This is a genomic window from Parabacteroides sp. AF27-14 (genome assembly GCF_003635425.1).
In the GTDB taxonomy this organism is placed as follows: domain Bacteria; phylum Bacteroidota; class Bacteroidia; order Bacteroidales; family Tannerellaceae; genus Parabacteroides; species Parabacteroides distasonis.
In genome coordinates, this window is sequence record NZ_QTLZ01000010.1 from 80,068 (window position 1) to 93,209 (window position 13,142).

Here is a 13,142-nt window from a genome sequence, read left to right on the forward strand (position 1 = left end):
TAATGTATATGGAATATGACATAGCAATCATAGGCGGTGGACCTGCGGGTTACACCGCCGCCGAAAGGGCTTCGGAGAATGGATTAAAAACGATCCTTTTCGAGAAGAACGCTATCGGTGGCGTCTGCCTAAACGAGGGATGTATCCCGACAAAAACTCTTTTATACTCCGCCAAGATACTAGACAGTATCAAAAGTGCCTCCAAATATGGTATAGTGGCGATGAAAGACCCAAGTTTCGACTTGGCAAAGATTATCGACCGGAAGAACAAGACCGTCCGTAAACTTACGCTCGGGGTAAAAGCCCGGCTTACGGGTAACGGCGTCACCATCGTAGAAGGAGAGGCACGAATCACCGGAGAGGAGTTTGGAAATATACGGATTCACTGCGATGGAAAAGAGTATTTAGTGAAGAATGTGTTAGTATGCACAGGCTCTGAAACCGTGATCCCTCCTATCAAAGGGTTATCAGAGGTCAAGTATTGGACTTCCCGGGAAGCCCTTGATCTCAACGATTTGCCAAAATCGTTAGCGATTATCGGTGGTGGCGTGATCGGAATGGAGTTCGCCTCATTCTTTAACAGTATGGGCGTAAAGGTGAAGGTAATCGAGATGCTACCCGAGATATTAGGGAATATGGATAAAGAAACCTCAGCGATGCTTCGATCCGAGTATAAGAAAAAAGGCGTAGAGTTTTTCTTGAATACCAAAGTTACAGAGGTATCGGCAGAGAAAGTCTTTGTTGAGAAAAACGGCAAGGCAGACACGATTGAAGCCGATAAAATATTGGTGAGCGTGGGCCGCCGTCCGATTACAAAGAGTCTGGGACTAGAAAATCTAGCGATCGAAATACAAGGGGCCGGTGTAAAGGTAAACGAACATATGCTGACTTCCCATCCACATGTATATGCGGCTGGAGATATTACCGGTTTTTCCCTGCTGGCACATACGGCTTACCGGGAAGCGGAAGTTGCCATACACCATATCCTAGGCATACCGGACGAGATGAGCTATAAAGCCATTCCGGCGGTAGTTTATACGAATCCGGAATTGGCGAGCGTGGGTAAGACAGAAGAGGAATTGGTAGCGAATGGGGAAAGTTTTCGTGTTCAAAAGATCCCGATGACCTATTCCGGACGTTTCGTCGCAGAGAACGAGAATGGTAATGGTTTATGTAAACTGATCACGGACGACGAGGATCGTATCATCGGTTGCCATCTACTAGGGAATCCGGCATCCGAGATTATCGTCACCGCCGGAATCGCTGTCGAGAATGGTTATACAGTCGATGAATTTAAGAAAAATATTTTCCCGCATCCGACAGTCAGTGAGATCCTCCACGAAAGTTTATATATCTAATAAAACGCCTAACTAAAACAGTTTCCTGATGCTTTGCATTCACAATACACAAACGGATCCATACTTCAATTTGGCCGCCGAAGAGTATCTGCTCAAGAATTTCAAAGAGAATATTTTCATGCTTTGGCAGAATGAACCATCAATCGTGATCGGTAAGCATCAGGATGTATGGGCCGAGGTAAATCTCAAATTCGTACAAGACCAACAAATCAAGATAGCGCGCAGGTTTTCCGGTGGTGGTGCCGTTTACCATGATCCGGGAAACCTGAATCTTACATTTATAGAGACCGGCCAGATTATGCAGACCGACAAATATACCATCCAGATCATGAATTTTCTCAAGACATTGGGAGTACATGTCGAGGTGGATGAACGGAAAGGATTAACTATCGGAGGATTTAAAATATCGGGTAGCGCACAGAGTATCCATAAGAATCGGTATATGCACCATGCTACCTTATTGTTTTCCACCGATCTGGATAGGCTCGTCACCTCCTTGAAAAGTACATCCCGTCAAACACCAAAGAAAACAGGAGGTAAACGATCGACATTCGTTAAATCTGTACGGAGTCCGGTCACGAATATCAGCGCCCATCTTCCGGCTTCTATCTCCATCCAGCATTTTAAGAAAGCGCTTCTTTACTATTTCACGATCAATAATCCCGGCATACAGGATTATTCCTTCACGCAAGCAGACTTGGAAGCCATCTATCGGCTTAAAGAGCAGAAATATGCTACAGCCAGCTGGAACTTTAACACTTATACACTATAATACAGAAACTTACCTTCTTGATCTTTGTTCTTATTATATACCGTTTGTAGAGACGGGGCACGCCCCGTCTCTACACTATATAACAGTAATTAAAAAATCAAAATATGGCTACATTTGAGATAAAGATGCCTAAGTTGGGCGAAAGTATTACAGAAGGAACCATCATCTCATGGTCGGTAAAGGTAGGTGATACCGTAGAGGAAGATGATGTCCTTTTCGAAGTAAGCACAGCGAAAGTAAGCGCTGAGATTCCATCCCCCGTTGAGGGAAAAGTAAAACAACTTCTTTTTAATGAGGGAGACACCGTAGCGGTCGGTACAGTCGTAGCGATCCTTGAGATCGAAGGTGAAGGAGAGGATAACGGAGCTCAGCCGGAAACCTCGGAGGCTACTCAACCGAAAGAACAAGTCCCCGCCCCCGTCCCAAAGGAATTATCAAAAAATTCCCAAGAGGAAGATCGTTGGTATTCTCCCGTCGTATTGCAATTAGCGAAAGCTGCCGGTGTATCGCAAGATGAACTGGATCATATTCCGGGTACCGGATATCTGGGACGTCTCAGTAAGAAAGATATTCAAACGTATATCGATCACAAAAATAAAGGTACGGAAATGCCGAAGCCGAAACAGGCTCCTGTTTCTTCCATGCAGCAAACGGCTACGAGCACGCCAACAATTACGGTAGCGCCGCCGACCGCTCCTTCCATGCCTATGACAGCGGCCACTCCATCTGCTCCACTCGCCCAAGGAGACGAGGTGAGAGAAATGGATCGTGTACGTAAGATCATTGCGGACCATATGGTATTATCGAAAAAAGTATCTCCGCATGTGACGTCGGTTATCGAGGTAGACGTGACCCGACTGGTTAACTGGCGTAAAAAAGTGAAGGATCAATTCTTCAAGCAAGAAGGCATCAACCTAACTTATATGCCGGCTATTACCGAAGCGACAGCCAAAGCGTTGAAAGCCTATCCATTAGTAAATTCATCCGTGGACGGTTACAATATCATCCTAAAGAAGCCTATTAATATAGGTATAGCGGTTTCCTTAAACGACGGAAATTTAATTGTCCCGGTTATACACGATGCCGATAAGCTGAACCTAAGTGGCCTCGCCTCACAAATAGATACCTTGGCGGCTAAAGCCCGTGAGAATAAGCTCGCCCCGGATAGCATCCAAGGCGGAACGTTCACGATTACGAATTTCGGAACCTTCAAGAGTCTGTTCGGCACCCCGATCATCAATCAGCCTCAAGTAGCGATCTTAGCCGTCGGTTATATCGAGAAGAAGCCTGCGGTAGTAGAGACGCCCGAGGGAGATACGATCGCTATCCGTCACAAGATGTACCTCTCACTCTCCTACGATCATCGTATCGTGGACGGAGCTTTGGCGGGAGCCTTTTTACGTTCCATCGCCGACGAACTAGAGAATTGGAACGCTTAATACATTATATATAATAGAACAACATGAAAAAGTATGATATAAAAACAACAGATAAGGAGACTCTCAGGAAATGGTTTTACCTTATGACGCTCGGAAGGGCGATCGATGAGAAGGCTCCCTCCTATTTATTGCAATCTCTCGGCTGGTCTTATCATGCCCCGTATGCCGGGCACGACGGGATACAACTCGCCATGGGACAAGTATTCGATAAGGACACGGACTTTCTCTTCCCCTATTACCGGGATATGTTGACGGTTCTCTCGGCGGGAATGACCGCCGAGGAGATCATCCTGAACGGTATCTCCAAGGCGACCGATCTGACCAGTGGCGGCCGCCACATGTCTAACCACTTCTCTAAGATGGAATGGCATATCGAGAACGTTTCTTCCGCTACGGCGACTCACGATCTCCATGCCGCCGGCGTGGCACGGGCGATGGTTTACTATGGACAGAAAGGCGTAGCGATTACCTCGCACGGTGAATCGGCCGCTTCCGAAGGCTATGTGTATGAGGCAATCAATGGCGCCAGCAATGAGCGACTGCCGGTTATCTTTGTCTTCCAAGACAATGGATATGGTATCTCTGTCCCCAAAAAGGACCAGACGGCCAATCGTAAAGTTGCCGATAACTTCTCTGGCTTCAAGAATTTACGTATTATCCATTGCAATGGAAAAGACGTGTTCGATTCCATGAATGCCATGACCGAGGCCAAGGAGTACGCGATCGCCAACCGGACTCCCGTAATCGTTCAGGCCAATTGCGTACGGATAGGCTCCCACTCAAACTCCGATAAACATACCTTGTATCGTGATGAGAACGAGCTTACCTATGTAAAATCCGCCGATCCTTTATACAAATTCCATCGCATGCTGATTCGTTACGGACGTTTCACCGAGGAAGAATTGAAAGAGATCGCGGATCTAGCGGCTAAAGACCTGAAAGCCGCCAATCGGAAAGCGATGGCCGCCCCCGATCCCGATCCGTCTACCGTCAAGGATTACGTCCTCCCGGAACCTTATCAACCTCAGAAATACAAAGAAGGTGTTCAAAACAAGGAAGGAGAGAAAGAAACGCTAGTTACGGCGATCAACAAGACGTTGAAAGCGGAGTTCCGGCACAACCCGGATACATTTATCTGGGGACAGGATGTAGCCAATAAAGAAAAGGGTGGCGTATTCAACATCACGAAAGGCATGCAGCAAGAATTCGGTATCGAGCGAGTCTTCAACGCCCCTATCGCCGAGGATTATATCGTAGGGACAGCGAACGGTATGTGCCGCTTTGACCCGAAGATCCATGTAGTGATCGAGGGCGCGGAATTCGCCGATTACTTCTGGCCGGCCGTCGAGCAATACGTGGAATGTACGCATGAGTATTGGCGCAGCAACGGGCAATTTACCCCAAACATCACTTTGCGCCTAGCCTCCGGAGGCTATATCGGAGGAGGGCTTTATCATTCCCAGACCATTGAGGGCGCATTGACCTCACTGCCCGGTGCCCGGATTGTTTATCCCTCTTTTGCGGATGATGCCGCCGGACTGTTGCGGACGAGTATGCGTTCTAAAGGCTTTACGCTCTATCTGGAACCGAAAGCGCTCTACAACGCGGTAGAAGCCTCCACCTTTGTCCCCGAGGATTTCGAGGTTCCGTTTGGGAAAGCCCGTATCCGCCGTCCGGGAAAAGATCTGACGATCATCACTTATGGCAATACGACCCATCTTTGCCTCAACGTAGCCGAGCTTCTTTACAAAGAAAAAGGCTGGGAACTGGAGGTTATCGATCTTCGTACCTTGATACCATTGGATAAAGAGGCGATCTTCAACTCGGTGAAGAAAACCAGTAAAGTATTGATCGTACATGAGGACAAGGTCTTCTCTGGCTTCGGAGCGGAAATTGCCGGTATCATCGGCTCGGAACTATTCCAGTACTTGGATGCTCCGATCCAACGGGTAGGTTCCCTATTCACTCCGGTTGGTTTCCATCCGGTCTTGGAACGGGCCATCCTCCCCAACGAGGAGACCATCTATCATGCGGCAAAAGAACTGCTGCTTTATTAGATCCACATTCGTTAAATCTTTAAAAGTATCACAATGAAAACAGGATTATTTTACGGAACGGGCACAGAGAAAACAACCTTTGTCGCCAATAAAATAAGAAAAGCTTTCGGGGAGGATCAGATCGATATCATCCCTATTGAAAGCGCATGGAAAAGAGATTTCGAGGCTTACGACCATATAATCGCAGGAACCTCTACTTGGTTCGATGGCGAGCTTCCCACCTATTGGGACGAGATCATCCCGGAACTGGTCACTTTAGACCTTAAAAATAAGAAGGTCGCTATTTTCGGTCTTGGAGATCAAACGAATTATCCGGATAATTTCGCCGATGGAGTCGGCATATTGGCGGACGCTTTCACCTCCTGTGGAGCGACTTTAGTAGGCGAGACCTCTTCGGATGATTATTTCTTTAATGCCTCCAAAGCCTTGAAAAATGGCAAATTACTAGGCTTAGTCCTCGATTTGGAAAACCAACCGGATCAAACCGACAAACGAATCGAGCGATGGGTGAAGCAATTGAAGGAGGCGTTTGGATAAAGAAGAATGCATCTTAAACTCGTAAACGAGAACTAAACAGAAAGCGTAACGAATCACTCCACGGGTTTGTTACGCCTTCATTCTATACACCTGTCTTTCATACACATACTGTGCCAACATCTACCATCGCCTTGGCACAGCTGTGCCACGCTGATGGCATACCCGTGCCATAGTGATGGCAAGCCCGTGCCACGCCGATGGCAAAGCTGTGCCACCTAGATGGCAAACATACTTTATTAGCGAGACACTAATTAGTTAAACATTTGACTAATCCGAGAAAAAACGCTATCTTCGCGCCCAGCAAGTTTAAAAGAATTATAAGTAATGGTAGAAGGTAAAGAATTCCGGGAACTTATGTTACAAGTTGTCCGCACACGCATGGCATTTCGTCGGTCTATGCAACGAACGCTGAAAAAGAACAACGCCGGTATAACATTTGAGATGCTTCAAATCTTGAGTTGCCTATGGCACGAACAAGGTATCACCCAACAGGTCTTGGCAGAGAGAACGGCAAAGGATAAGGCTTGTCTGACAAACCTAATGAACAATTTAGAGAAGAAAGGCTACGTCCATCGGAAAGAAGATCCCGAGGACCGGAGGAACAAACTGGTTTTCCTAACCCCGGAAGGAGAAGAATTCAAAAAGCAAATTCGCCCGATCCTTGATCAGGTTTATGTACATGCGGAGCATATTATCGGAATAGAGAACGTAGAAACCATGTTATCCGAATTAAAAGCAGTACATAATGTCCTTGAGAATATATAAAAAGCACGTATTGAGCCTCTTTTGTATGACGGTCGCTACATTTCCGGCAATCGCCCAAACCGATTCGCTCTTCTTGACCATCGACCAGCTTTTCGAGAGAGGCGTACGGCATAGTCTGCAGATCCAAGCAGACGTCTTAAAAGAATCGATAGCGCAAGAGAGAACCCATACGGCACGTTCCGCACAATTGCCAGACCTGCAAATCGGCTTGAAAGGTGGATATGTAGGGCAACCGATCCTCTTTGAGCAAGGACTCGCCCATCCGACTCGCCCGGAAGCGCCCGATTGGTCCCAGAACTATGCCATCGACCTTACCCAACCGATATACCAAGGCGGTAAAATCCGGTATTCCATCCGGAAAGCGGATCTGGAGAAAGAAGTCGCCTCTTTACAAACGCTCACAGACCAGAGTGACATCAAGCTCGGTCTATTAAATCAATACATCGGTCTTTTCAGCCTGTTTAAACAACGTGAGGTGCTTTCCCGTAATATCGAGGAATCGGAACGCCGCCTGCAAGATATCCGGCGTATGAAAAAAGAGGGACTGATAACCAATAACGACGTATTAAGAAGCGAGATGCAATTAACCAACGACCGCCTATCCTTGCAAGAAACGGATAATAGCCTCATACTGGTATCACAGCAATTGGATATCCTGATCGGTCTCGATGAGAATCTATTGCTCAAACCAGATACCACGTTACTGGACCAAACCGTATCTTTAGAAACTTACGAAGATTATGTAGCCCAAGCCTATTCCAATGATCCGGCGATACGTCTACTCCGGAAACAAACAGAGTTAGCCCAAAACGATATACGTTTGACTAAAGCCTCCTCGCTACCCAGCCTATCGCTATATGCCTCGAACACATTGGCACGTCCGGTCTCCCGAACATTAGCGGATATGTATAACAACAACTGGAACATAGGGCTGTCGCTCTCCTACCCTTTATCCTCTTTATATAAAAACAACCATAAGATAAAGGAAAGCAAATGGATGGTCTCGTTACATAAAAACGAGGAGGAACAGAAAAAGCAGAAAATCCGTATGGAAGTACGCACCGCGTTCTTACGTCATAAGGAGGCTCTACAAGAAGTGGAAGCCTTGAAGTTATCCGTACGGCAAGCTCAAGAGAACTATAGGATCATGCAAAACCGGTATTTAAACCAATTGGCGATCCTAACCGACTTACTCGACGCGAACTCGGTTCTCCTCAACGCGGAGCTACAGCTCACGAATGCCCGTACCCACGTGATTTACACTTACTATCAACTACAGAAGGCTTGCGGCCGTCTCTAAAAAGAAACAACGACTATGGCAAACGAATTAAAAGAGAAACATCAAAGACTAAAGAAAGTAAGGACACGGAATATAGTATTAAACTCCATATGTATCCTTTTAGCCGGTTCCGGCATTTGGTGGACAGCCAATTATTTCTGGCGTTACATCAATTATGAGGTGACAAACGATGCCTTTGTGGACCAATATATCGCCCCACTAAATATACGTGCCTCCGGCTACATAAAAGAGGTCCGTTTCAAGGAACACCAGTACGTTCACCAAGGGGACACACTTCTCATACTGGACGATCGGGAATATCGGATCAAGGTAAAAGAGGCAGAGGCCGCGTTGATCGATGCCCAAGGATCACAAGACGTACTTCGTTCCGGTATCGAGACCTCCCATACGAACATCGCCGTACAAGACGCCAACATCGCCGAAGCTAAAGCCAAGCTTTGGCAACTGGAACAGGATTATCACCGATTTGAGCGGCTGCTGAAAGAAGAATCGGTCCCCGAGCAACAATACGAGCAATCCAAAGCCGCTTTCGAGGCGGCGCAAGCCCGATATCAGGCGTTGGTGGAACAAAAGAAAGCCGCTTTCTCCCAATTCACCGAAACCAGCAAGAAGACAACAGGAGCCGAGGCGGCGATCTTACGAAAAGAAGCGGATCTGGATTTAGCGAGGTTAAACCTTTCCTATACCGTTATAACCGCCCCTTACGACGGTCATGTAGGCAGACGGACCTTAGAGCCCGGACAATACGTGCAAGCCGGACAAACGATATCCTACCTCGTACGAGATAAAGACAAATGGATCACGGCCAATTACAAGGAGACCCAGATCCCCCACATCTATATCGGGCAAAAAGTACGTATCAAGGTAGACGCGTTGCCGGGAAAGATATTCAACGGGGAGGTAACCGCAATCTCCGACGCCACAGGCTCCAAATACTCATTGGTCCCGACCGACAATTCCGCCGGAAACTTCGTCAAGGTACAACAACGTATCCCGGTACGGATAGACTTGGAAAATCTATCGCAAGAAGATACGCAATACTTAAGAGCAGGCATGATGGTTGAAACAGAAGCCTTACGCAAATGATCACGATGAAAGAGCTTGGGGCACCGATCCGCCAATGGGTGCCGGACTGGTTAGGATTGATTTGCATCTTCATCGTTATCCTTCCGGTTACGATGCTAAACGGTTCGTACACCGGCAGTATGCTGGAGGTATCAAACACGCTAGGCACGAACACCGAGGATATAACCATGGGATATTACGCGGCAGCGGCGGGAATGGCGGTATCCTATCCGATTATTCCGAAGATATTAGAAGCCTTCTCTATAAAATTCTTATTGTTAGCGGATTTAGTCGCCCAGTTCTTCTTAAGCTGGATCTGTGCCCGCTCCCAGAACGCCGACATATTGATCGTCTGTAGTTTCGCGATCGGTTTCCTGAAAGGGTTTCTCATGCTGTGGTTTATCCGGTACGCACAAAAGATATTCAGCCCTAAAAATATACGTAGCCAATTCTACTCCTACTTCTATCCTTTTGTTTTCGGAGGGGGACAAGCGTCCATGCTTGTTACCGCACAGTTAGCGTACCATTATGACTGGAAATATATGTATTATTTCATGATGCTGATGATCTTATTGGCCATACTAGTGGTAATCATCTGCTTCCGCCATAACCGGCCGATCAAGTCCATCCCCTTGGCCGATCTACACATCCGGGAAATGTTCATCATATCCACCGGATTGTTAATGCTTATGTATGTCATTAATTACGGGAAAGTACTCGACTGGATGGCATCCCCCAAGATTTGCCTTTATATCATGATCGCCCCGATATTGATCGCTTTATTTATTTGGTATCAATATCATTCGGAACGTCCGTACGTGAATCTGGCGCCTTTATACCAGCCGAAAGCCATTATCGGTTATTTCTATATGATGCTTGTCATGTTTTTCAGTACCTCGACTACCTTGTTGACCAGCTACCTGACCAGTATCTTAAAGGTAGACAGCACCCATACCTATTCCCTTTATACTTATTTGCTTCCGGGATATGTCTTGGGGGCGTTCATCTGTTTTTGGTGGTTCCGGTGGCAACGTTGGCGGTTTCGTTTCTTGATAGCGGGAGGAATGAGTTGTTTCGTCCTGTTCTTCGGGAGCCTTTATTTCGGGATCTCACCGGATAGCAGATACGAGATGCTCTACTTTCCTATATTCCTCAGGGGATTGGGCATGATGATTCTAATCATAGCTTTCGCCTTATTTGCCGTGGAAGATTTAAATCCTAAATATTTATTGTCAAACGCTTTCTTTCTCATCATTTTCCGTTCGGTACTATCCCCTATCATGGCGACTTCTTTTTACAGTAATATACTATATCACTTGGAACAAAAATATATGTATTCCTTATCAGAAACCGTTACGCTGGCCGATCCTCTAGCCGCCTCACGCTATAATCAGGCGCTTGGCAACGCCTTGACCCAAGGGCATCCCTACGACGAGGCAGCGCAAATGGCTACCAATACACTCTATAATACGTTACAGCAACAAAGCTTATTATTGGCGTTAAAAGAGATACTGGGGTATTTATTAGTCATCTCCTTATTCATAGCGATCGTATCCCGTTTTATCCCATTCCATAAAACCATCCGTGTTACATTCGCCAAGACAGGAGATGATATGGTTTGATCAAACTATGCCCGGCTGCAAATCTATCAGCCGGCATCTGCCTTTTTGTCATTTATAGTTTATCCGAAACATTTTGGCATTCGTTTTGTATAGGAATAGGCGGATCTTGAGAATGATCAGGATCAGGAATACGCACAAAATAACAATAAAAATAATAAGATATTCAGACTATGAGCAGTAAACAAGGTAACATCGGAGTAACATCGGAAAACATCTTTCCGATTATCAAGAAGTTCTTATACAGTGATCACGAAATCTTCCTTCGTGAACTTGTTTCTAATGCGGTAGACGCTACCCAGAAGTTAAAAACGCTTTCTTCCGTAGGCGAGTTTAAAGGCGAACTCGGCGATTTGACCGTACAGGTTAAGTTCGATGACAAAACGATCACGATCTCTGACCGGGGTATCGGTATGACGGCCGAGGAGATCGATAAGTACATCAACCAGATCGCTTTCTCCGGCGCCGAGGAGTTCGTTGAGAAATACAAGAACGACGCCGCTTCTATCATCGGTCACTTCGGTCTTGGTTTCTACTCCTCTTTCATGGTTTCCAAGAAAGTAGAGATCGTGACGAAATCATACAAAGAAGGCGCTGTTCCCATGAAATGGAGCTGCGACGGTACGCCGGAATACTCCTTGGAGGAAACGACGAAAGAGGATCGTGGTACCGATATCATCCTGTATATAGACGACGAGAATAAAGATTTCTTGAACAAGGATAAGATCAATGGCTTATTGACAAAATACTGCCGTTTCTTACCGGTTCCTATCGCATTCGGCAAGAAGCAAGAGTGGAAGGATGGCAAATATGTAGATACGGACGAAGATAACGTAATCAACGACACCAAACCGGCATGGGTTCGCAAACCGGCCGATATGACCGACGAGGATTACAAGAAGTTCTATCGTGACTTATATCCTATGACGGATGAGCCGTTGTTCTGGATTCACTTGAACGTAGACTATCCGTTCAACTTGACCGGTATCTTATATTTCCCTCGCATCAAGAGCAATATCGACTTGCATCGTAACAAGATCCAGTTATATTGCAACCAAGTATTCGTTACGGATTCCGTAGAGGGTATCGTTCCTGAGTTCTTGACATTATTGCATGGTGTATTGGATTCGCCGGATATCCCGTTGAACGTATCCCGTTCCTATTTGCAAAGCGATCAGAACGTGAAGAAGATCTCCAACCACATCACGAAGAAGGTGGCAGACCGCTTGGAAGAGATCTTCAAGAACGACCGCCCGCAGTTCGAGGAGAAATGGGATAGCTTGAAACTATTCATCCAATATGGTATGTTGACTGATGAGAAGTTCTACGACCGTGCGGTTAAGTTCGCCTTATTCAAGAACGTCGAAGGCAAATACTTCACTTTCGAGGAATACAAGAACTTAATCAAGGACAACCAGACAGACAAAGAGGGTAACTTAATCTATCTGTATACCACCAATAAAGACGAGCAATACAGCTATATACAAGCCGCAAAGGACAAAGGTTACAGCGTCTTGGAAATGGACGGACAATTGGATGTACACTTGATCGGACAATTGGAGCAGAAGTTCGAGAAGAGCCGCTTCGTTCGTGTGGATAGCGATACGATCGATAACCTGATCCGCAAGGAAGACTCGAGTAAGGTAACCTTGAGCGAGGAGCAGAAAACGGCCATGCAGGAAGTATTCAAGAGTCAGATGCCGAAATTGAACAAGACCGAGTTCTACGTAACATTCGAGGCATTGGGCGAAAACGCGAACCCTGTCATGTTGACACAAAGCGAGTATATGCGAAGAATGCGTGAGATGTCCGCTATGCAACCGGGTATGTCTTTCTATGGCGAGATGCCGGATAGCTTCAACTTCGTATTGAATACGGATCATCCGTTGATCAAGAAAGTATTAACTGAAGAGGAGCAAGCTTGCGACGAGAAGTTAAAACCGATCCTTAGCGATATCAAAGGATGGGAGGCTCGTCAAGCCGACTTACGTGAGGCTCAAAGCAAAAAGAAAGAAGATGAGATCACGGCGCAAGAGAAAGAGGATATGACCAACACCGACCATAAGCTGGATGAGCTTCGTGAGCAACGCAACCAAGTTCTCGCCGAATACGCCGGCACGAACAAGACAGTTAGTCAGTTGATCGACCTTGCTTTGTTAGGAAACGGTATGCTGAAGGGAGAGGCCTTAAGCCAATTCATCAAACGTAGCGTAGAACTGATCGGATAAAC

At 46.4% G+C, this 13,142-nt stretch carries 10 protein-coding genes; all 10 read left to right on the plus strand.

The features are described 5' to 3' along the window. Positions 1-8 precede the first annotated feature (8 nt). Positions 9-1,358, plus strand: coding sequence for a dihydrolipoyl dehydrogenase (lpdA, locus tag DWY79_RS12195; RefSeq protein ID WP_010183358.1), 1,350 nt, complete (start codon positions 9-11; stop codon positions 1,356-1,358). Positions 1,359-1,386: 28 nt separating this feature from the next. Beyond that, positions 1,387-2,130 (plus strand): lipoate--protein ligase family protein, encoded by a 744-nt coding sequence (locus DWY79_RS12200; RefSeq protein WP_036630461.1) that lies wholly within the window; start codon positions 1,387-1,389, stop codon positions 2,128-2,130. 104 nt (positions 2,131-2,234) lie between these two features. Further along, positions 2,235-3,569: a dihydrolipoamide acetyltransferase family protein gene (locus DWY79_RS12205; RefSeq protein ID WP_122369406.1), complete on the plus strand. Its 1,335-nt coding sequence runs from the start codon at positions 2,235-2,237 to the stop codon at positions 3,567-3,569. A gap of 23 nt (positions 3,570-3,592) precedes the next feature. After that, complete coding sequence (locus tag DWY79_RS12210) at positions 3,593-5,626, plus strand: thiamine pyrophosphate-dependent enzyme (protein WP_122369407.1); 2,034 nt, start codon at positions 3,593-3,595, stop codon at positions 5,624-5,626. Between the two features lie 33 nt (positions 5,627-5,659). Next, entirely contained in the window at positions 5,660-6,163 is a 504-nt protein-coding gene (locus tag DWY79_RS12215) for a flavodoxin (protein WP_005857641.1), read from the plus strand. Positions 6,164-6,487: 324 nt separating this feature from the next. After that, positions 6,488-6,928, plus strand: coding sequence for a MarR family winged helix-turn-helix transcriptional regulator (locus DWY79_RS12220; RefSeq protein ID WP_005857644.1), 441 nt, complete (start codon positions 6,488-6,490; stop codon positions 6,926-6,928). Further along, a complete protein-coding gene (locus DWY79_RS12225; protein WP_048928238.1) occupies positions 6,909-8,228 on the plus strand; it encodes a TolC family protein in 1,320 nt (439 codons plus the stop codon). The genes DWY79_RS12220 and DWY79_RS12225 overlap by 20 nt, the downstream gene beginning before the upstream one ends. Positions 8,229-8,243: 15 nt before the next feature. After that, positions 8,244-9,314: an HlyD family secretion protein gene (locus DWY79_RS12230; RefSeq protein WP_005862960.1), complete on the plus strand. Its 1,071-nt coding sequence runs from the start codon at positions 8,244-8,246 to the stop codon at positions 9,312-9,314. Beyond that, entirely contained in the window at positions 9,311-10,915 is a 1,605-nt protein-coding gene (locus DWY79_RS12235; RefSeq protein WP_199705229.1) for an MFS transporter, read from the plus strand. Before DWY79_RS12230 ends, DWY79_RS12235 begins: the two co-directional genes overlap by 4 nt. Before the next feature lie 170 nt (positions 10,916-11,085). After that, positions 11,086-13,140, plus strand: a complete 2,055-nt coding sequence (gene htpG / locus DWY79_RS12240) for a molecular chaperone HtpG (protein ID WP_122369408.1) — start codon at positions 11,086-11,088, stop codon at positions 13,138-13,140. Positions 13,141-13,142: the final 2 nt, after the last annotated feature.

What these genes read in the sequence shown, in the direction of transcription:
- lpdA (WP_010183358.1), top strand. Translation starts at nt 9, where the DNA reads ATGGAATATGACATAGCAATCATAGGCGGTGGACCTGCGGGTTACACC.
- DWY79_RS12200 (WP_036630461.1), top strand. Translation starts at nt 1,387, where the DNA reads ATGCTTTGCATTCACAATACACAAACGGATCCATACTTCAATTTGGCC.
- DWY79_RS12205 (WP_122369406.1), top strand. Translation starts at nt 2,235, where the DNA reads ATGGCTACATTTGAGATAAAGATGCCTAAGTTGGGCGAAAGTATTACA.
- DWY79_RS12210 (WP_122369407.1), top strand. Translation starts at nt 3,593, where the DNA reads ATGAAAAAGTATGATATAAAAACAACAGATAAGGAGACTCTCAGGAAA.
- DWY79_RS12215 (WP_005857641.1), top strand. Translation starts at nt 5,660, where the DNA reads ATGAAAACAGGATTATTTTACGGAACGGGCACAGAGAAAACAACCTTT.
- DWY79_RS12220 (WP_005857644.1), top strand. Translation starts at nt 6,488, where the DNA reads ATGGTAGAAGGTAAAGAATTCCGGGAACTTATGTTACAAGTTGTCCGC.
- DWY79_RS12225 (WP_048928238.1), top strand. Translation starts at nt 6,909, where the DNA reads ATGTCCTTGAGAATATATAAAAAGCACGTATTGAGCCTCTTTTGTATG.
- DWY79_RS12230 (WP_005862960.1), top strand. Translation starts at nt 8,244, where the DNA reads ATGGCAAACGAATTAAAAGAGAAACATCAAAGACTAAAGAAAGTAAGG.
- DWY79_RS12235 (WP_199705229.1), top strand. Translation starts at nt 9,311, where the DNA reads ATGATCACGATGAAAGAGCTTGGGGCACCGATCCGCCAATGGGTGCCG.
- htpG (WP_122369408.1), top strand. Translation starts at nt 11,086, where the DNA reads ATGAGCAGTAAACAAGGTAACATCGGAGTAACATCGGAAAACATCTTT.